Here is a 19,394-nt window from a genome sequence, read left to right as displayed (position 1 = left end):
ACTAAGCTCTCACTGGTTGAATTTCGTTAAGATTAAAGAGTAAGTCTAGTGTACTTCCTGCGGCTAACAGCCTCTCTGAAGAACGATTTAATAAATCGACGGTAAGATCGCAATTATTTACATCGACTTGGTAGCGAATAACATTACCAAGTAATTGGTGGCTCTTAATAATGCCTTGTTTTGGTGCTGAAATATGCTCGGCATAGTGTCGACCTTCTTCTTTTACATAAATCGATTCTGGACGAATGGCGACTTTCCATTCAGTTTCAATATCAAAGAGTTGTTTTGCTTTTGGTGCATCCACCAAGTTGTAGTGTCCCATGAAACCAGCTACAAACTCATTTGCAGGTTGGGTGTATATTTCTTCTGGTGATCCTTGTTGAACGATTTCGCCTTGATTCATTAAAAAGATGCGATCGGACATGATCATCGCTTCTTCTTGATCGTGAGTGACAAAGATCGTCGTTAAGTTTAGCTCTTTTTGAATATCACGGATTTGTTGGCGAAGGCGTTTTCTGATCTTTGCATCTAATGCCGATAATGGCTCATCCAGTAATAATATTCTAGGTTTTACAACTAACGCACGAGCCAATGCAACTCGTTGACGTTGTCCGCCAGAAAGTTGATGTGGGTAGCGATCTTCTTTGCCATTCAAATCAACCAATTCAATGACTTTATTTACCTCTTTTTCGACTGTATGTGCATCGATTTTTTTCATTTTCAAACCAAATGCAATGTTTTCTTTTACGGTCATATTGGGGAATAAGGCATAAGATTGAAACACCATCCCAATACCACGTTGTTGTGGTGTTTGGTTTGTGATGTTTTCGCCATTTACCCAAACTTCGCCGTTATTGATAGGGTCTAAGCCCGTTAAGCTACGAAGTAGTGTTGATTTACCACAACCACTTGGGCCTAATAACGTGATGAATTCCCCTTTTTCGATATTGAAACTCACATCTTCAAATACGGTATTATCACCAAAACGTTTCGTTAATTTATTTACGCTTACATAGCTCATGATTTGATCCCTTGGCTAAAACGACTTGCTAGCCAAGTCAGTAAAAAGATGAATAAGAAATAGGTCATTACTAATGCAGACGTAAAGTGTCCGCTTGTTTGTCGCATGTTATAGAGGTAGATTTGCAGAGTTTCATAACGCGTGCCGACTAAGATGTTGGCAAACACAAATTCACCCAGTAAAAATGAAAAGGATAAGAAGAGTGATGCCATTAATCCTTTTCTTAAATTCGGAAGAATGATCAAGAGAAAGGCTTTGGTTGTACTTGCTCCTAGTAAATGAGCTGCATCCATTAGATCGTGTAAATTGATGGCTTCAAAACTATTTGCGACAGCGCGGTACATAAATGGCAATGCAATAGTGAAATAGGTTCCGATGAGTATCCAGGGTGTTCCAACTAAAGGGATACTACTGTCAGCATAGATTTGCAATAACCCAACGGATGACACGACAGGTGGAACCGCAAAGGGTAAGAGAATGAGAATGTTCATCACTTTATCGAGTTTTGGGAAGTAATAAAACACAACAAAAATAGCGGGAATAATCAGTACAACACTCAACGTTAATGCGGCGAGACCAATAAATAATGAACGCCCAAATGCAGCGATGAAACGCTCGTCTGTTAATAGTTGTCCATACCAGTTCAAAGTGAATCCATCTGGAAGGATTGTCGCCCCCCAGCGTGAAGACATCGAGTACACAAACGTCGCGATAATTGGGATCATCATGATACCGACAATAGAATAAACGACTGATTTGTGAAAGGTGGCGTTAACGTTTTGCATGATAACTCCTAGTAATAAGCCATTGATTAATTAGGGTAATGAAGGCCAGTATTGCCATTAAGATGACAGAAATTGCGGCGGCTAAATTTGGCTCTAAGAATAAATCCCCAGAAACAAGACTCGCAATACGAACGGTAATGACGTTGTAGTTACCATTGGTGAGAGCATATACACTGGCGTAAGCACCAATGGCGTTAGCGATTAAAATGATGAAGGTGCCGAGTAACGCGGGTGATAACACGGGTAAGGCGATTTTTGTCCAGTATTGCCATGTTTTTGCACCAAGTAGAGCTGAGGCGGCCTGCCAATCATCGCTTAATGCATCAAACGCGGGATAAAGTAATAAAACACCCAAAGGGATTTGGAAGTAAATATAAAGCGTGAGTAAGCCCCATTGGCCATATAAATTAAAATCATCAATGAGACCATATTGCTTGAGTAGCAAAGTGAATGCGCCATTAACGCCTAGAATAATAATGAAGGCAAAAGAGAGCGGTACGCCTGAGAAGTTACTGCTCATATTGGTAAAGGCTATAACGCCATCACGAATTTTGCTGTCAATTCTTCGTAATGATGAAACCAACAAAGTAGCAATTGCGAGCCCAATAAAACTCGACCAAATAGCCAACCATAAACTGTTACTAAACCCTTGTAGCATAAAGCTTGAATCGAATATTTCGTGATAGTTTTCAAAAGAGTATTCATCTTCATAAACAAAACTATTGATGAACACCCAAATCATCGGAGCTAATTGAAATAAATAGAAAAATAATGCCAATGGAGCGAGCCAAATCGCAGGCTTTATTTTATGTAACCACAATGGTAATCGCTTACTTGGGTTGTTTTTAGAATGAGTGACTACAGAACTACTCATAATGCTAATAATTCCTGAGAATAAGGTTTGTCGTGTTCAAGTGCCAATAATTGACATATAGAACCGCAGATATCGGTTTGCTTTAGCTTTATGTTTTTAAGATCTGGATCTTGATGACTAAAACGATGACCAATGACAAATAAAGGAACCTCACGTTCTTCTGGTAAGATCCCACCGTGTGATAAGTCGTTATTCATGCCGTGATCACTGGTAATGAGGATCTGATAACCATCGCGAACCCAATCATCAATATAATTAGACAGAATAATATCGGCCACGCGTGCGCTGTTTCTGTATTGGCGAGAATCTAAGCCAAATTTATGCCCAATATCATCAATGTTCATTGGGTGAATTAATAAGAAATTGGGTTGGTGAGTACGACGAAGGTGCTCTGCATCTAGAAATAATGCTTCATCTGGATAGTGATCCCAATGATAAAAACAACCATGTTGAATATTCAGATTTTCATCATCAGTAAAGCGATCACGTACTGCATGATAAGGGGCGATATTATAAAGTTCGCTGACCCAATGATAAGCGGCAGCCGCTGTTTTTAGGCCTTGTTTTCTGGCTAAGCTGAATACCGATTCATGATGAGATAAACGCACTATATTGTTGTTTACAATGCCACTTTTGACTGGAGACACACCGGTGAGTAGGCACTCATAGAGTGGGCGAGACATCGACGGCAATTCAGATTGAATTTTATATAGCGTTGTTCTTTGGTGCTCAATTAACCCATTTAAGTAGCCCATGCAATCGCGGGCTACTTGGTAATTAAGTCCATCAAGAACAACAAGGATAACCTTATTGTTCATAGCAACCTCTATTGTTGATTGATAAGGACGTTTTCTTGCCATTGACGTGGCAATTTACGAGCGGATTTTTCCCATGCTTTGAAGTCACTAACAGGATGAACGTTAGTGTATTGGTCGCTTGGAATTAATTTGTCTTGGATAGCTTTAGGTAATATTACGTCGTTACGAATTGGACGAGCGTAGCCTTCAGCCAAGTTAATTTGCCCTTGGTCACTGAAAATATATTCACGGGCTAGTTTTGCTGAGTTTGGGTTTTTAGCGAATTTATTGATGATGGTGGTGTAGCCTGAAATAACCGATCCATCTTGAGGAATATTTACGCTGAAACGTGCCTGCCCTGATTCATTATGACCGAGCTTGTCGCGATAATTTAACGCGTTGAAATCCCATAAGATAGCCACTTCAACTTCGCCTTTTTCTAAGTTGGCTAAGCCAGGATCGGTATAAGACAAACGACCCTGTTTTGCTAATTCAGCAAAGAATTTAATGGCTGGTTTTAAGTTACTTTCATCGCCACCATTAGCAAATGCCGCCGCTAAAACGGCATTGTTTGCTTGAGCTGCAACCCCAACATCTCCTACGCTGACTTTGTATGTACCTTCTAATAAATCACTCCACGATGTTGGTGGATTTTTTACTAATTGGTTGTTTGATATGAATGAGATAGTGCCCGTGTAAGCTAGAGCCCAATGCCCTTCTTTGTCTTTTGCCCAATCAGGAATGGAATCCCAAGTGGTTGGTTTATACGCTTGAGTGACGCCTTTTTTAACCGCGACTCGTGCAAAGGTAAAGCCAATGTCACCAATATCAGCCGTAGCATTTTTCTTTTCTGCAGAAAATTTTGCGATTTCTTGAGCCGAGCTCATGTCGGTATCTTGATGTTTTAATCCGTAGATTTTTCCTAGGTCATTCCATGTATCTTTCCAGTTTGCCCAGCTTCCTGGCATACCAACACTGTAAATGTGGCCTTCTTGTTTTGCCGCATTCACAAGAGATTGAATATCTGCTTCTTTAGCAAATAGCGGTGTAGATAGGGTTGTCGCAATTAATGTTGCACTGGTTAGTAATGTTTTCATTCGTCTCTATCCTTTTGGACTACATCAATAATTTGATTGTCATCCTAGAGAGAGTTTGTGACGTTTTTGAGGCGAATTTCTGACAGTTTTAGTGGATTTTGATGTCATTAATGTTTCAGTGCAATGAATTTAATAAGCCGTATCAATATTGAATATCTTAAATTCCGTAGTAAATATAGGAACGATTACAAATAAAGAATTAGAGGATACCGTTTGAGAGAATTTGAATTATATGTATCAGTTTTTTAATTTAGTAGAGTAATTTCAATTGGTTGTTTCTTTCATAGGCTAAACGGTAATAATATGCAGTTTAGTGATGATAGTCGTTAAACTGTTACCTAGATCAAAAATAATACGTAAAAAAACGCAGTACGTTTAAATATTCGTGATCTTGATCCTCGCAAAGTGTTATACACTGCTATAGATTGAATGGGTCATTGAGATTTATGACCGCAGCTCAAAGATGAGCGAGTGATTAAAGGAAGTATCTTATGAAAAAAACAAGAAAAGCCCAATTGCAACGTGCGCGAATTCAATACTGGAAAGACACAGCAAAAGATGCGGCTAAAAAATGGTAAAAAAAGACTCCTGATAATCAGGAGTTTTTTGGTTTTAGTGCTTTGTAATTTCTTTTTTAACAGTAAGCCTCATATACCTACCGCCTACAATAATGTTTCTTTGAGTTTTGTTATTAATGTCTGGTAGCGTTTCGGTAAGTCTCGATTCCTTTTTTGAACTAAAAATAAGCTTTCCAATACGATTTGAGTCGGTTGATGAATATACAGTGCGTCTTTGTTATGAAAAGCATCAATTGCGCTTTGTGGTAAGACAGTAAATCCAATCCCTTGGGCTATTGGCAATAAAATCTGGCTAAGTTGATTTATATAACTGGTAATAGGAAATTCGTTTGCATTGCCATTTTCTAATGCAGCATCTTGGCAATGGTCGAAATATAATGATAAATAGTGCTCTGCATCTGGGTGTTTAATTAATCCACACGACATTAATACATCAATGGTTATTGGGGTATTTTGATATTGTTTTGGAAGGACCAAACAGAGAGGCTCTTTTGTCAATTCTTCACTTATAAATAAATTTGGCGTAGGGCGGTGAGTGACAATACCAATATCAATATTCCCACGTTGGATATCGTCTAATATTTTATGATTGGGTGCGGCTTCTAAAAACGTCACTAAATTAGGGTGCATCTTTTGTAACTCGATGCACTCTGGATAAAGAGATAAGGCTAGCGCACCAGAGCAAGATAACTTGCAAATACCGTTGTATGGGTCATCAAAACTTAAGGTTTCAATTAAGCTCGCTGTATGACGCTGCTGTTGTCGAGCAAAGTCGTAAACTAAGCGACCTTGTTCAGTAAGATCGACACTTTTTCCTTCTCGTTTTAATAAATTATAACCACAGGCATTTTCTAATTTTTTGATGTGTTGGCTAACACCCGGTTGGGTCATATATAGCTGTTCGGCTGTTTGAGTAAAATGACCAATATCAACTAAAGTACAAAATGTATTAAGCCATAATGGGTTAAGCATAAATCACCAGATATATAACAAAATATGATTATCTTAAAGATAATGGATAAAAATTTGTTTTACAAATGGGTAAGAAGATTTATGTGGCTACGTATAAGTATTATACTAGGAAAAAATGCTAGAGGTATAAAAATGGAATGTCCGAGTTGTGAAGAGCACATTGGCTGGGAGTGGGTTGAAGATGAAGCTATTGAACCTAATGAGATCTTTGAGTGTCCAGAGTGTGAAGAATCGTTACGCTATTTTATTGATGAAGGAACTTACTTAGGCCCCCAACATAAAACGGTAGAAGTGGTGAGTTAAATACCACTTCTACTAGTCGATTTACACCATTATGATAATTTGAATGTTGCTACTTTTTCACTTAAATCAACAGCCTGCTCTTTAAGAGAATAAGATTGAGTTAACGTGTCTTCTGAATCAATAACGAGTAAATCAGTGACGTCTTTAATTGAGGTAATGTTTTGAGTAATCTCACCTGTTACATGGGTTTGTTCCTCAGCGGCCGTCGCAATTTGAGTCGCCATATCACTGATTAAGGTGACCGACGAGCTGATTTCTTCTAGTGCAAGCGTTGCGCGGTCAGCATCTTCTACTGAACTGTTCGCAAGCTCAGAACTGCTTTGCATTAGATTAACAGCACGGCTTGTTGTCTGCTGTAGAATATCAATGGTCGACTTGATTTCTTCTGTTGAAGTATGAGTACGTTGTGATAAAACTCGTACTTCATCAGCAACGACGGCAAAACCACGCCCTTGTTCACCTGCTCGTGCGGCCTCAATTGCCGCATTTAATGCCAATAGATTCGTTTGTTCAGCAATTCCTTGGATAGTTGCCAGTACCGTATTTATCTCTTGAGAGTGCTGTTGCAGCTCACTAATTACCGTACTTGCTTCATTAACTTCGTTAGCTAGGTTATTGATTGATGCTTTTGTTTCAACGACAAGCGAGTGCCCCTTTTGAGTGCTGCTTGATGAATTCTGCGCGGCTTCTGCCGTTTGCTCTGCATGAGAAGCAATCTCACGAGTGGCTGATGCCATTTCAGTGACAGCAGTAGCAACCATGGTAATTTCTTGTTGCTGAAGGTTCAGTTCTTTTACGGAATTATTAGCACGATTTGTACTTTGTTCTGAACCTTCGGTAAGTTGTTGTGATTGTTGGCGAATATGCTGAATAAGTTGCTGTAAGCTTTCAACAAAAGTATTGAAATTATTTGCTAACTCACCAACCTCATCTTTATTTTCAACATGGATTCGTTGCGTTAAATCACCGCTACCATTTGCAATTTGAGCAAGAGCTTGAGAGACATTATTTAATGGGCGGAATAAAATGCTGCACAGAAGGTTGAATAGTAGAGTACATATAATTACAACAATTGCTGTGACGATAATTTGACCTGATACCGCATCAAATAAAGGGGCAACGAGTGAATCATAATTAATGATGCTCACCGTAATTAAGCTTGTGCCTTCAATCTCCTGAGCATACATAATGAACTTCTCACCATCCAATTCAATCGAAATGTCAGAGTTACTATTTGTTGCTTGTTGAATGGTTGAAAAATCCAAGCCTAAAGTGGAGACTGATTTATTCAGTAATGCTGTGTTCGGGTGAGTGAAAATATTCCCTTTCTTGTTGGCAATAAACATAAAGCCTTCACCAGGAATAATGACTTTTCCCATGCTGTTTAAGATATCGGTAATTTCAACATCGGCACCAAGAACGATTCGTTGGCCATGTAGATTCAAGGCTTTACCTAAAGATATAACGTTTGCGCCTGTTGCTGCGGCAACGGTTGGATTATCCATAAAGACTTTAGAGGGCGCGGCAATGGCGTTTGTGTACCAACCCCATTTTCTAGGGTCATTATTACCCGGTGGAAGAATTACCCCATTCGCGTTGGCTTGAGACCCATCAGGATAGGCAAGAAAGACATTATCAAACTTTGCAGAATCACGAACTTGTTGTAAGTGAACGACAATGGCATCAGGACTGGCTTCTTTTGGTAGTGAGGTTAAGGCGCGCTCTTTAGAAAGGACCCAATCTGTCACATATTGATTGTATGAGGCTGTGGTACTTTCTAATCGTTGTGTTACTTCGGTATCTAAACGATCTAACGAAGCGGAAAATGATAGAGCTTCAACCAATACTCCCCCGAGGATGATTGCAGCGCTGGCAGAGATAGCCAGTTTATTTTTAAGCGATAAATTTTTAAACATAATAAATGTAATCTTCTCGTTATTTAATGATAGTTCTGTAAATAAGGTGTGTTTAATTTGTAAGATTATTAAGCATGGTTCATGCCGGGTTTATTTATATTATGAATATATTTCTTATTTAGATGATAAAGTAAGGAGGTTACTTTTTATTTTTAGGAAATATCTACCTTGAATACCTCATATAAATATACGTTGGCTGGTTGTAGTGCTATTTTATTTTGGAGCATGATTGTCGGATTAATACGTAATGTTACCGAGCAGTTAGGTCCAATTGGTGGGGCTGCAATGATTTATAGCGTGGGGTCATTATTTTTAGTTTTAGTGATGGGATTACCTAAATTAAGTGTATTTTCACCGCGTTATTTACTGATTGGTGGTGGGTTATTTGTTAGTTATGAAATGTGTTTATCATTAGCATTAGGTATGGCAAATAGCCGTAATCAAGCCGTTGAAATGAGTATCATTAATTATTTGTGGCCATCGTTAACGGTATTGTTTGCCGTACTTGTAAGTAATAAACCCATAAATAAGGTAATTTATCCGGCTATATTATTGTCTTTCTTTGGTGTCGCTTGGACATTAAGTGGAGATAAAGGCCTTTCTATTACTCAATTAATGAATAATGCAGCGACTAACCCTGTGAGCTATTCCCTTGCGTTTACGGGAGCGTTTCTTTGGGCAATTTATTGTAATATCACGAAAAAATTAGCCAATGGTAAAAACGCAATTACGTGGTTTTTCATCGCAACAGCAGTCGCGTTATGGGGCAAATACGCCATCAGTGATGAAGGTTCGATTGTGATGACAAGCAGTGCCGCTATCGACCTTTTACTTGCAGGTGTGATCATGGGCAGTGGCTATGCATTGTGGAATATCGGTATTATTGGTGGGAACATGGTGCTTCTCGCTACGTTTTCATATTTTACCCCTATATTATCTACGTTCTTTTCTGCGTGGATTTTAGACATTGAGCTAACAATTCAATTTTGGCAAGGCGTTATAATGGTGACTATCGCGTCATTGTTATGTTGGTGGTTTACTAAAGAAAAGCATTAGTTTTTTTAATTAGGTAAACGCGATATGAATACAACTCCCTTTTGCGACAAGGACTGTTTATGAAACTAGAACACAATTTTTCCAATCAAGCGATTGATGCCTTTATTAAAATCAGTGCGCTTTCTGTTTTGGTATTGTGGTGCTTTTCTATCTTAAAGCCTTTTTTATTATTGATGGTATGGGGAGGCATTATTGCGACTGCCTTGTATCCTATTGTGATTTTTTTTAGTAAAAAAACGAGATTAAGTGAAAGTAAAGTCAGTATTGTTTTAACCATTGTTGGGGTGGTTTTATTATTGATCCCCTTAGTGGCGTTATCGACAGGGATTTATACGAGTGGTACGGAACTCTTTTTAGGCTATCAAGATGGGACGATAGCGATTCCTAAACCTAAATTGAGTATGCAAGAGTGGCCTATCATTGGTAATGAAGCCTATTCTTTTATGTCATTAGCGTCTTCAAACCTTGAAAGCTTGCTTTTTAAATACAGTGGAGAAGTAAAAGTCGTTGCCAGTAAAGCCGCCTCTATTGTTGGTTCTCTTGGTGGTGGATTTATTCAGTTTATTATTTCTACCATTATTGGCGGTGTCTTTATGGCGAATGCAGCTAAATGCGAACGTGCCTTTATTTTGGTTTCAAATAGATTGACGGGAGCACATGGTGAAGATCTAACTAAATTATCTAAAACGACAATTAGAAGTGTGGTTCAAGGGGTCATTGGTGTGGCTGTAATTCAAACCATGATGGCAGGTTTAGGTATGGCCGTGATAGGGCTTCCTGCTCCTGTATTGGGCTTATGGCTCTTCTTAGTTCTTGTTTTTGCTATTATTCAGTTACCACCAATCTTGGTACTTTTGCCTATTATTTTTTATGTTTTCAGCGTTGATACTACAACCACTGGCGTACTTTTTGCTGTTTGGTGTGTATTGGTAAGTAGTAGCGATGCGATTTTAAAACCGATTTTATTAAGCCGTGGGTCTCATATACCGATGATTGTTATTTTACTTGGGGCGTTAGGTGGCATGGCGATGTCAGGTATTGTCGGCTTATTTGTGGGTGCGGTAGTGCTGAGTTTAACCTATCAATTATTCACGGTTTGGTTGAATAATGAAGCGGAAGAAAGTTCCCATTCTATTGAAAATTAAAATCCTTTAATTCAATAGTTTGTAGTCGCTCACGATTCATAAATTAAGACTGTCGCTACCCGTGATAAATGATATGTCTAGGGCGTTAGAACTATTCGCTCTTGATATAGTCGTATATAAGTGTTTTAAGTAGAGGAATAAGTAATGGCGAACATAGTTGTATTGCATGGATTATATATGCATGGTGTTGTAATGAAGCCACTAGCGGCACGATTACGAAAAAAAGGTCATACCGTACAAGTCATTACTTATAATTCTTTACGCATCAATGAAACCTTACTTTTTAAGCGTATTCATAATTGTTTATCGGTCTCTAAAAAGAATGTCATTGTTGGTCATAGCTTAGGCGGTATTTTAGGCGTTCATTTTGTGAATACCCACCAAGATAAAAATACACCAATTGACTCGATTGTAACGATAGGCTCACCACTTCAAGGAGCTTCCATTGCAAAAGAGCTTCAGCATATGAGACTAGGGTTCATTTTAGGAAATTCGAAAGAACAAGGTTTGGTTGATGTAAATAAATTAATGGTCGATTGTCCTATTGGTTCTATCGCCGGTACGATACCCATTGGTCTACGTTCATCTCTTATTCGAGATAAGCAACCTTCGGATGGAACGGTAACGGTAGAAGAGACATTACTTCCTGAGCTTAGTGATCATTTGTGTCTTAACCATTCGCATACTAGCTTGATTTACGCAACGGATACTGTGAATCAAGTTGATTACTTTATTGAGCATCATAAATTTAATAGAGAAGAAAAAGCAGGGTTGGGGAATTACAGGGCAGATAATCCGTCATCTGCCAGTGATATTATAAGAGTATAAAGATTAGTCGTTATCTTGGTCTTCAAGTTGGCGTTCTTTACGTAAGCGCGCCTCTTCCATAACGGCGTTAATTTCGGCCATTAAGCCATCAACATCCGCATCTTTACCATCATCTACAAATACACCTGTGAGTGTGCTGTTTGGTGTTAATTCACCGATTTCATACAGTGCCCACATTTCTTTTGCGTATTCGGTTCCGAGTAACTCTGGTGCATATTGGCCGTAATAGGTCGTCATGTTATTCACATCACGTTCAAGCATCCACTTCGCATTGTTATTTGCCGACGCATCTACCGCTTGAGGTAAATCGATAATAACAGGGCCGAGATGGTCAACTAATACGTTAAATTCCGATAAATCACCATGAACAATACCGACGCATAGCATACGAGTTACGTATTGGATCATTAAATCATGATCACGCAACGCTTGTTCTTTTGTTAGTGTTATATCGTTTAGACGAGGAGCTACAGAGCCTTCATCGTCTGTCACTAATTCCATTAATAGAACGCCATCAAAACAACCGTAGGGTGTAGGTACACGCACATCTGCTTCTGATAGTTTGTATAGCGCATCAATTTCAGCGTTTTGCCATACTTTTTCTTGTTCATCACGACCGAATTTAGATCCTTTTTCCATCGCACGAGCACGGCGGCTGTTTTTTACTTTTCGTCCCTCACGATAAGCAACGGCTTGTTTGAAGCTGCGTTGTTCAATCTCTTTGTAGACTTTGGCACATTGAATCTTATCGCCACTACGTACAATGTAGACCGAGGCTTCTTTACCACTCATTAATTGGGTTAGAACTTCATCTATTAAACCATCTTCAACTAATGGTAGTAATCTGTTTGGTATTTTCATTGCACCTCATATGAGCGTAGATAAACGTCCCAAGTTGTGACGTATTTTTGAACTATGAATAAAATTTAAAGGGCATTATGCCTATATTCTGCTTTCTCACAAGTTTTGGTGAGTAGTTATTTTCTGTCTTGTTTGTGACGACGGTACTATTTCTTCCTATTTAGTCATAATTTATAGACTACAGATACGATCTAACACAAGTTTTAACGTCACTATTTCTGATATTGTTTTTGCATCTTTCGTAATCATATCGCTTGTTTTTCTCGTATTGGATAAAGCTAAAAAGCGATGTTAAATAGACATAAGGCAGTTAGAAGTGGATATTTTATTATTAAGTAACGGCAAGATTTCAGGTAACAACTACGTGATGGAATTCGCGAGCAAAGCTATTGTAGAACAAATTCAGAGAACTAAGGCAAAAAATTTAGTATTGATCCCTTATGCTGTGATCCGCTCTAGCCATGACGACCGCGTTGCTATGGTTCAGCAAACGTTTGATCATCTAGGTTTAGATTGTAAAGTAACGGGTTTGCATCGCTCAGAAGATCCTGTGAAAACAATTCAAGAAGCGGATGGTATTTTAGTTAGTGGCGGTAATACTTGGGTATTAAATAAAACACTGCATGATTTAGGTTTGGTTGGTCCAATTCGTAAAGCAGTACTTGATAATGGTATTCCTTATATTGGTTGGAGTGCAGGCACAAATATTGGTTGTCCAACGATTCGTACAACCAATGACATGCCTATTATTACAGGTGCAATTCTGCCGTCATTAAACTTAGTACCTTTCCAAATTAACCCACACTATTTAGAAGCGTCTGTTGAGGGGCATTTTGGTGAGACTCGTGATGAGCGTATCCAAGAATTTTTAGAAGTGAATAAACATGAGCCGGTAGTCGGTATCCCTGAAGGAACATGGTTACATATCCTTGATGGTCAATTGAGCTACCACACGGCAAATGAAAAGCCACTTAAATTGTTCTCTTACGGAAAAGATCCCGTGTACTACAATGCAGAAGATGATGTTCAGTTCTTAATGGAACATAGCTGCTAGTTTTTATAAACAAAGAACATTGAAATGCACAAAGCCAAGCTAAATTAATTGCTTGGCTTTTTTATTATTCGCTTAAATCGAGTTGTGCTAATACTAAATCTGCCCCTTCTAGGTAACCACCATTATCCTCTGCCGATTCTGTCCCTGCAAAATACCAATTTAATTGATGCAGTTTTTTTGCTGATGACGGTAATCCATAATGAGGATGAGATGTCGGTGCTTGGCGGTCGTCTTGTGTTGCCGTATATTTTTCTTGGCTCCAATCGACGAATTTTACATCAGTAGGGCTACTGGCTTGGGCGCCAAAGATCCGAGTTAGTTGCTCTATAGCGGCCTGCTTAATAACTGTACTTCCTGCGTTTTCTCGAGTTATCGAATTAAAGCCTACAAAGCCGAATAAGGCGCCTGTCCCATCAAATGCACTGGCATCGTGTATTTCCACTAGCGGGCCCACACGGCTGCTTGCAGAGCCTGATAATCCACTGTTTCGCCAATAGGTAAACGTAGCCAATCGAACTTTTCATAATTTATGCCGTTGTGAATGAAGTTGCCATCAACCACAAGAGTTTCTATCCCACCTGTATTTTTAAGTTTGATAGCACTGTTTTCTTGCCATTTTTCTAATTGAACGTTTTCTTTTTTAAAAGAGTGGTTAGGTGTTTCTTTATTTGAGCGGCGTTCATCAGGATTAACCCGCTTGGTGTTAACTAAAGAAGCATTGCAAGGTTTGCTTGAAATTACTCGAGGGTTTGAACACTTATCGCAAGGCGTCACCTTATTAAAGCCGATAGAAATAAGCCCTATTTTAACGGTGGCGGTAAGCCCTGCATTTGCCGCTAAATGGTTATTAATGCGAATTGATGATTTTCAAACATCACATCCAGAGTGGGATCTGAGATTAGATACCAATATTAGAACGGTAGATTATCTTGCCGAAAGCATTGATATTGGGATTCGAGACTTCGTTATTAATGACTGAATCTATTTTTCCCGTCTGTTCACCTGAAATAGTTAATAACGGTTTGAAAAATATTCAATCTCTTGCTGATTTTCCTTTATTACATGATTTGTCTCTACCTAAAGAAAGCGGTTTCCCTACATGGGAAAGCTGGTTTGAGCAACATGGAATTTACAATGTAAATGCAAAAAAAGGATTGAAGATAAATAATTCAGCCTCTGTTATTCAAGCGGCAATAAGTGGACAAGGTGTGGCTCTGGGACGAAGTGTGTTAGTGCAAAGCGATTTAGATAGTGGGCGTTTGGTGCAACCTTTTCCTAAGTTAAATTGTAAAATTGAATTAGCGTATTACATTGTGTGGAAAAAGAATGGGTTAGCTCATGAAAAAATAAACGTATTTAAAGAGTGGTTACAGCGACAATGTTAATCTTCCTGTAATGCGTTTGAATGATATTTTGCTTATCTATTTGTATTTAATATGTATCTAATGCTGCTATCTATCTTTACCATTATTATATATTCCCTTAATTTGATCTGCATCACATCGTATGGGTAACCCATTTGGGACGGAGATATAACGAAGGGATAATGGTCTTTATATTATGAAACTCTCCCCCTTTTTTTGTTATCAATATAATTGGTAGCCGTTAATTATGTGAAATTATGATGCCTACGAGAAAATTGATAATCCCCATTTTAGTACCAACGATTCTTATTGGTTTATCTTCTTCTTTGGCAAATGCAGATACAGCGGTTACGCCAATGAAAATTTATGCTCAAGCTCCTATTCATTCTAATACGTTATCAACAGAGTTACGTTCCGCCTTTGCAACGCAAGAAGGCAATGTTGAATTGTTTGCTACTGGAACGATTGCCAGTGTGTGGGCTCATTCTGAAAGCTTTAATATGGATTATTATCAGAATCAGGTCATTACTGGGGCTCAATGGCAAGTGACATCAAAGCTTAAAGCAGAACTTAAATATCAATACAGTTATGCCGGTAATAATGGATTAGATTCGTTTGTTCATGGCTTTCATGATTTTTTTGGTATTGGTCAAAATGGACGAGATGAAGTAGATAATAATCAGTTTAATATATCAGTCCCTAAATATGGGGTTGAAATTGATGATTTTGAGGGGGAAACGTTATCAAGTGCATTGCACAGTTACCTTGAATATCAAGTTTTTTCCAATCAGCATAATGCCGTTAGTTTAGGGGCTAGTTTATATTTTAATCATGTAAACAGTGGTTCATTTAAACGAGACAGTTTTGAACAAGGACTACAGGCGAATTATAGTTTTAGTTATGAGAAACACGCGTTATTTTCGACGGTAGGTGTGACGTTTAGAGATAATGGTGCAGTGGATAATATCCCTTATAACAACAGTACTTTTGCTTTTTCTGCTGGCTATGGTTATGCGATTACTCCGTCTCACCATATTGTGACGTCTTATCATATTTATGAAGGTTCTATTGATGATGGTGAAGATTACTCTGAACCTTCAAATGAATTTGTTCTTGGTTATCGCTATCTTTTAGAAAAAGCAGCGTTTGAATTTTCTGTAATAGAGAATGCGGTGAATATGGATAACTCGACAGATATAGCCTTCACGTTTGGTGTACGTTACGTCTTGTAATCCGCAGGAAAAAATCCCAGAGAGCGGACTCTCTGGGTAATATCGTTTGTTTAGCAAAGGTATCTATATATTTATAGGATATGAATATTTTAATTTCCAACACTTAGGTATAAAAATTAAATTAAACTAAATGAAGACAAAATAAATATCCCCAAAGTACAAGTAACCAATGAAGCTACAGTAGTCTGAGCAATGATATTTGCTGCGAGAATAGCATTACCTCCCATCGCTCTTGCCATCACATAACTTGCTGCGGCAGTAGGTGCTGCACTCATAAAGAATAATAACCCTAAATCGAGCCCTCTAAAGCCTAACAATATTCCACCAATGGTTATAAATAATGGACTTAATATCAATTTATAGCTCGTTGCAAACCATGTTGGTCCTTTGTCTTGCTTCATTGAATTCAGATCTAGTGAGCCCCCAGCACAAAGCAACGCAAGTGGTAACGTCATATTGGCAAAGTATTGTCCAGCTTGCGTCACCATGTCTGGAATGGGAACAGATAGAAATGAACACACAACGCCCAATAGAATTGCAATAATTAACGGATTTTTAGTGAGTGTTTTAATTATCACCCCAAACGCTTGTTTTTCATTGTGTTCTTCTTTTGGCGTTAAAGCGATAACAGCTTGAATATTATAAAGTACAGTTGTGCTTGCGACATAAATAGCCGCTAGTGCAATGCCTGACTCGCCATAGGCGTTAGCAACATAAGCAAGTGCAATAATGGCTGTATTTGCACGGAACCCACCTTGAATTATGACGCCGTGATCTTGTTTATTTTTAAAAGCAAGTTTAGTTGAGAACGTGGTGAATAAGAAGAATCCGAAATTTGCGATAAGCCCATAAATGATTAAGCGGCTACTGGATGAGAAATCATGGTCGGCATTCACAATACTTAAAAACAACATCGCGGGTAAAGTGACTTGAAAGACTAACTTAGAGGCTACTTCAATAAAATTATCGTTAATTAAGCGAATACGCTTAAGGATAACGCCCAAAAATAGCATCAGGCAAATAGGGCCTGTAATTGACGCTGAAAACAGCAGTTGAGTGATGAAGTTATCCATAGTTTGTTTTCGTACCATCCTTAAGTGAATGTTTATTTTACACACAATCAAATAAATTACAGTTGTGTAAACTCACATCCTTTTCTGTTTTATAACATTACCACTGTATTTTAGATGTTTAGTAAAAAATTGAATAGTCACGAATGTTTCTGTGTTTGTTATTTTTTTGGTGAATGTATTTATGGCAGAGAGATTCGATAAGTACCATTATTGATATTTTTCTTATTATCTTAAATAGAGCGTATTTATTCATTTTTTAAATTGATTTAAGTGATCCCTTTATGTAATTTAATTGTTAGCTTAAATGTAAATGGAATTTATTCATTTAAGGAATGCATTAACATCAGGGATAAGTGGGAAAAGAATAACATATATGGAACAGTCTTACACTCAAGATGGCATGAAGCCAAAGTTAGCAATGAAAGATTTATTTAGATCATTAGGGCCAGGGATCATGATGGCTGCTGCTGCGGTTGGTGGGTCACATTTAGTGGCATCAACGAAAGCGGGTGCTATTTATGGATGGGAATTATTGTTTCTCATTCTTGCTGTCAATTTATTGAAATACCCATTTTTTAGAGCAGCAGTTCAGTACACCGTTGGTACGGGTGACAGTATTATTCAGGGGTATCACAAATTAGGTCGTGGTTATTTGTGGGTGTTTTTAGTGCTAAGTGCTATTTCTGCGGTGATAAATACCGCTGCGTTATTGTTGTTTAGTGCCAGTTTATTAGGGTATTTTTTACCTTTTGATTTGTCATTGAATGTACTGTCTGGAATTGTACTTGTTACCTGCATGACGATACTGTTTGCTGGGCACTTTAAAGCTCTTGATTTGCTGTCAAAGATCATCATGGTTATTTTAACCTTTACGACCGTTATTGCTCTTAGTGTGGCTTTTTCTAATGGTTCAGTCGCTCCGGTAGATTACGAAGGGCCATCAGTATGGTCAATTGCGTCGATTGGTTTTTTAGTGATTACCATGGGGTGGATGCCCGCTCCGATTGAAATCTCAAGCATCACGTCTATGTGGTTAAAGCGTCAATGCCAAACTCAAGAAGTGACGGCACAATCGGCTTTATTTGATTTTAATGTCGGTTATATTGGTACGGCGTTATTAGCGGTTGTTTTCTTATCATTAGGCGCATTAGTGCTATACGGTTCAGGCATTGAATTTAAAGCGTCAGGGATTGGGTTTTCTCATCAGTTAGTCGGTATTTATGCGGCAACGATTGGTGAATGGTCGCGTTATTTGATTGCTGTAATTGCTTTTTTCTGTATTTTTGGCAGTACTATTACGGTTATTGATGGCTATTCTCGAGCGGTGTCAGAAGCGCAATTGTTGTTGCAAAATAAACCGTTAGATCAGCCAAAGCATTATAACTGGTGGGTTATGATTGTTTCTGCAATAGCGATGTTGATTGTCACAATGTTCATTTCATCATTGATGGGAATGTTAAATTTCGCGATGATCATGGCCTTTATTACGACCCCTGTTTTTGCCGTGCTTAACTACATCTTAGTAACAAAAACAGAATTGCCAGATGAGTTGAAAATGGGACCAAAATTGAAAGCGTTGTCGATTGCTGGCCTCATTTATTTGTTTGGATTCTTAGCTCTTTTTGTTTGGTGGAAATGGTTTATATAACTATTTTCTACGCAACAAAAAAGCCTCTTTAATTAGAGGCTTTTTTATTTTAACTGAACGTTATCTCGATAATCGGAATGAGAACGTTAGATCTTTGCAATGCTTTCAAGTTGTAATACAGGGGCTGCATCAATGTCTTCTGCGTTCATCATTGAAGATACACGCTGCATCGAAGACAGTATAAGACTTTGTTCCCATGACTCTAAATTATGGAACTTGTTCACAAAGTTATCTTGTAAAGAGAGTGGGGCTTTACTAAGTAACTCTTCCCCTTTTTCAGTCAAATTTGCATGTACTTTTCGTCTGTCAGATTCGCTACGGATGCGTTGAACGTAACCATTATGCTCTAAGCGATCGATAATGGTTGTGGTGGTTGCTTGGCTTACGTTCGTATGTTTTGACAGTTCTTTGATCGTTACATTATGCATGCTTTGAATCGCACGCATTAAAATAAGTTGAGGACCGGTTAATCCATATTCTTTACTCAGTTTTTTCGATTGTAAATCGATAGCTCGAATTATCTGACGAATAGCGACCAAAACTTCTTCATGTTTATCCACGTAACAGCCTTTGTATAAATGTAAAATTGAATGGTTTACAACGTTGTTGATTTCCGCATTGTACTGATGTTCGTACTATTCTCAATCTTTTCTCGTATTGCTTGCTCATCCATTGTTGTTTTTTTTCTCAATTGAGGTCTAACAACACGATACCATTACTTTAAGATAGTTGATTTGTGCGAGATATTCAGGAGAAGTGACATTATTCAGGTGTTTTTTAAAACTTAGAG

18 protein-coding genes and 1 pseudogene are annotated in these 19,394 nt (G+C 38.2%); 8 read left to right on the top strand and 11 right to left on the bottom strand.

The features are described from left to right. Position 1 precedes the first annotated feature (1 nt). The 6 genes from A6E06_RS07580 to A6E06_RS07555 all read right to left on the bottom strand — a co-directional run bounded on the left by A6E06_RS07580 (position 2) and on the right by A6E06_RS07555 (position 6,124). A complete protein-coding gene (locus tag A6E06_RS07580) occupies positions 2-1,021 on the bottom strand; it encodes an ABC transporter ATP-binding protein (RefSeq protein WP_065592026.1) in 1,020 nt (339 codons plus the stop codon). Further along, positions 1,018-1,806 carry an ABC transporter permease gene (locus tag A6E06_RS07575; RefSeq protein ID WP_017021573.1) on the bottom strand — a complete coding sequence of 263 codons (789 nt, stop codon included), beginning with the start codon at positions 1,804-1,806 and terminating at the stop codon, positions 1,018-1,020. The genes A6E06_RS07580 and A6E06_RS07575 overlap by 4 nt, the downstream gene beginning before the upstream one ends. Then, positions 1,793-2,680: an ABC transporter permease subunit gene (locus tag A6E06_RS07570; RefSeq protein WP_065592025.1), complete on the bottom strand. Its 888-nt coding sequence runs from the start codon at positions 2,678-2,680 to the stop codon at positions 1,793-1,795. The genes A6E06_RS07575 and A6E06_RS07570 overlap by 14 nt, the downstream gene beginning before the upstream one ends. Continuing rightward, a complete protein-coding gene (locus A6E06_RS07565) occupies positions 2,677-3,498 on the bottom strand; it encodes an alkaline phosphatase family protein (RefSeq protein ID WP_065592053.1) in 822 nt (273 codons plus the stop codon). The genes A6E06_RS07570 and A6E06_RS07565 overlap by 4 nt, the downstream gene beginning before the upstream one ends. An 8-nt stretch (positions 3,499-3,506) precedes the next feature. Further along, positions 3,507-4,574 (bottom strand): ABC transporter substrate-binding protein, encoded by a 1,068-nt coding sequence (locus A6E06_RS07560; RefSeq protein WP_065592024.1) that lies wholly within the window; start codon positions 4,572-4,574, stop codon positions 3,507-3,509. Positions 4,575-5,236: 662 nt separating this feature from the next. Continuing rightward, positions 5,237-6,124: a LysR family transcriptional regulator gene (locus tag A6E06_RS07555; RefSeq protein WP_065592023.1), complete on the bottom strand. Its 888-nt coding sequence runs from the start codon at positions 6,122-6,124 to the stop codon at positions 5,237-5,239. A 132-nt stretch (positions 6,125-6,256) separates the two neighbouring features. Here A6E06_RS07555 and A6E06_RS19750 point away from each other — a divergent pair, with 132 nt between their 5' ends. Beyond that, positions 6,257-6,427, top strand: a complete 171-nt coding sequence (locus A6E06_RS19750) for a hypothetical protein (RefSeq protein ID WP_141676913.1) — start codon at positions 6,257-6,259, stop codon at positions 6,425-6,427. Positions 6,428-6,456: 29 nt separating this feature from the next. Here the strand turns inward: A6E06_RS19750 and A6E06_RS07550 are convergent, their stop codons facing one another. After that, the gene (locus tag A6E06_RS07550) at positions 6,457-8,343 is read right to left on the bottom strand and encodes a methyl-accepting chemotaxis protein (protein WP_065592022.1); all 1,887 of its coding nucleotides are present in this window, start codon (positions 8,341-8,343) and stop codon (positions 6,457-6,459) included. 168 nt (positions 8,344-8,511) lie between these two features. Here A6E06_RS07550 and yddG point away from each other — a divergent pair, with 168 nt between their 5' ends. The 3 genes from yddG to A6E06_RS07535 all read left to right on the top strand — a co-directional run bounded on the left by yddG (position 8,512) and on the right by A6E06_RS07535 (position 11,372). After that, positions 8,512-9,399: an aromatic amino acid DMT transporter YddG gene (gene yddG, locus A6E06_RS07545; protein WP_065592021.1), complete on the top strand. Its 888-nt coding sequence runs from the start codon at positions 8,512-8,514 to the stop codon at positions 9,397-9,399. A 59-nt stretch (positions 9,400-9,458) separates the two neighbouring features. Further along, a complete protein-coding gene (locus tag A6E06_RS07540; protein ID WP_065592020.1) occupies positions 9,459-10,544 on the top strand; it encodes an AI-2E family transporter in 1,086 nt (361 codons plus the stop codon). A 144-nt stretch (positions 10,545-10,688) separates the two neighbouring features. After that, positions 10,689-11,372, top strand: coding sequence for an alpha/beta fold hydrolase (locus A6E06_RS07535; RefSeq protein ID WP_083190295.1), 684 nt, complete (start codon positions 10,689-10,691; stop codon positions 11,370-11,372). 3 nt (positions 11,373-11,375) lie between these two features. On the opposite strand, the gene A6E06_RS07530 is transcribed toward A6E06_RS07535, so the two are convergent. Beyond that, positions 11,376-12,233, bottom strand: coding sequence for a PA4780 family RIO1-like protein kinase (locus tag A6E06_RS07530; protein ID WP_065592019.1), 858 nt, complete (start codon positions 12,231-12,233; stop codon positions 11,376-11,378). 316 nt (positions 12,234-12,549) lie between these two features. On the opposite strand from A6E06_RS07530, the gene pepE reads away from it, so the two are divergent. Next, positions 12,550-13,287 carry a dipeptidase PepE gene (gene pepE / locus A6E06_RS07525; RefSeq protein ID WP_065592018.1) on the top strand — a complete coding sequence of 246 codons (738 nt, stop codon included), beginning with the start codon at positions 12,550-12,552 and terminating at the stop codon, positions 13,285-13,287. Between the two features lie 64 nt (positions 13,288-13,351). Here pepE and A6E06_RS07520 read toward each other — a convergent pair whose 3' ends face one another. Beyond that, on the bottom strand, positions 13,352-13,798 hold the full coding sequence (locus A6E06_RS07520) for an FAD-dependent oxidoreductase (RefSeq protein ID WP_065592017.1): 447 nt from the start codon (positions 13,796-13,798) through the stop codon (positions 13,352-13,354). 339 nt (positions 13,799-14,137) lie between these two features. Here A6E06_RS07520 and A6E06_RS07515 point away from each other — a divergent pair. Beyond that, positions 14,138-14,672: pseudogene (locus tag A6E06_RS07515) on the top strand (LysR substrate-binding domain-containing protein). 254 nt (positions 14,673-14,926) lie between these two features. Next, positions 14,927-15,883, top strand: a complete 957-nt coding sequence (locus A6E06_RS07510) for a DUF3187 family protein (RefSeq protein ID WP_255310582.1) — start codon at positions 14,927-14,929, stop codon at positions 15,881-15,883. Positions 15,884-15,999: 116 nt separating this feature from the next. Here the strand turns inward: A6E06_RS07510 and A6E06_RS07505 are convergent, their stop codons facing one another. Beyond that, positions 16,000-16,956, bottom strand: a complete 957-nt coding sequence (locus A6E06_RS07505; RefSeq protein WP_065592016.1) for an AEC family transporter — start codon at positions 16,954-16,956, stop codon at positions 16,000-16,002. A gap of 373 nt (positions 16,957-17,329) precedes the next feature. On the opposite strand from A6E06_RS07505, the gene A6E06_RS07500 reads away from it, so the two are divergent. Next, positions 17,330-18,604 (top strand): NRAMP family divalent metal transporter, encoded by a 1,275-nt coding sequence (locus A6E06_RS07500; protein WP_065592015.1) that lies wholly within the window; start codon positions 17,330-17,332, stop codon positions 18,602-18,604. Positions 18,605-18,690: 86 nt separating this feature from the next. Here A6E06_RS07500 and A6E06_RS07495 read toward each other — a convergent pair whose 3' ends face one another. After that, positions 18,691-19,164: a MarR family winged helix-turn-helix transcriptional regulator gene (locus A6E06_RS07495; RefSeq protein WP_023602810.1), complete on the bottom strand. Its 474-nt coding sequence runs from the start codon at positions 19,162-19,164 to the stop codon at positions 18,691-18,693. Positions 19,165-19,394 lie beyond the last annotated feature (230 nt).

Origin of the sequence: Aliivibrio sp. 1S175, assembly GCF_001690985.1 — a bacterium.
Taxonomy (GTDB): Bacteria; Pseudomonadota; Gammaproteobacteria; order Enterobacterales; family Vibrionaceae; genus Aliivibrio.
The sequence above is the reverse complement of the archived record's forward strand: the minus strand, read 5'-3'. Positions and strand labels throughout refer to the sequence as shown.

What these genes read in the sequence shown, in the direction of transcription:
- A6E06_RS07555 (WP_065592023.1), bottom strand. Translation starts at nt 6,124, where the DNA reads ATGCTTAACCCATTATGGCTTAATACATTTTGTACTTTAGTTGATATT.
- A6E06_RS07570 (WP_065592025.1), bottom strand. Translation starts at nt 2,680, where the DNA reads ATGAGTAGTTCTGTAGTCACTCATTCTAAAAACAACCCAAGTAAGCGA.
- A6E06_RS07540 (WP_065592020.1), top strand. Translation starts at nt 9,459, where the DNA reads ATGAAACTAGAACACAATTTTTCCAATCAAGCGATTGATGCCTTTATT.
- A6E06_RS07500 (WP_065592015.1), top strand. Translation starts at nt 17,330, where the DNA reads ATGGAACAGTCTTACACTCAAGATGGCATGAAGCCAAAGTTAGCAATG.
- A6E06_RS19750 (WP_141676913.1), top strand. Translation starts at nt 6,257, where the DNA reads ATGGAATGTCCGAGTTGTGAAGAGCACATTGGCTGGGAGTGGGTTGAA.
- A6E06_RS07505 (WP_065592016.1), bottom strand. Translation starts at nt 16,956, where the DNA reads ATGGATAACTTCATCACTCAACTGCTGTTTTCAGCGTCAATTACAGGC.
- A6E06_RS07560 (WP_065592024.1), bottom strand. Translation starts at nt 4,574, where the DNA reads ATGAAAACATTACTAACCAGTGCAACATTAATTGCGACAACCCTATCT.
- A6E06_RS07530 (WP_065592019.1), bottom strand. Translation starts at nt 12,233, where the DNA reads ATGAAAATACCAAACAGATTACTACCATTAGTTGAAGATGGTTTAATA.
- A6E06_RS07550 (WP_065592022.1), bottom strand. Translation starts at nt 8,343, where the DNA reads ATGTTTAAAAATTTATCGCTTAAAAATAAACTGGCTATCTCTGCCAGC.
- A6E06_RS07575 (WP_017021573.1), bottom strand. Translation starts at nt 1,806, where the DNA reads ATGCAAAACGTTAACGCCACCTTTCACAAATCAGTCGTTTATTCTATT.
- A6E06_RS07580 (WP_065592026.1), bottom strand. Translation starts at nt 1,021, where the DNA reads ATGAGCTATGTAAGCGTAAATAAATTAACGAAACGTTTTGGTGATAAT.
- A6E06_RS07535 (WP_083190295.1), top strand. Translation starts at nt 10,689, where the DNA reads ATGGCGAACATAGTTGTATTGCATGGATTATATATGCATGGTGTTGTA.
- A6E06_RS07565 (WP_065592053.1), bottom strand. Translation starts at nt 3,498, where the DNA reads ATGAACAATAAGGTTATCCTTGTTGTTCTTGATGGACTTAATTACCAA.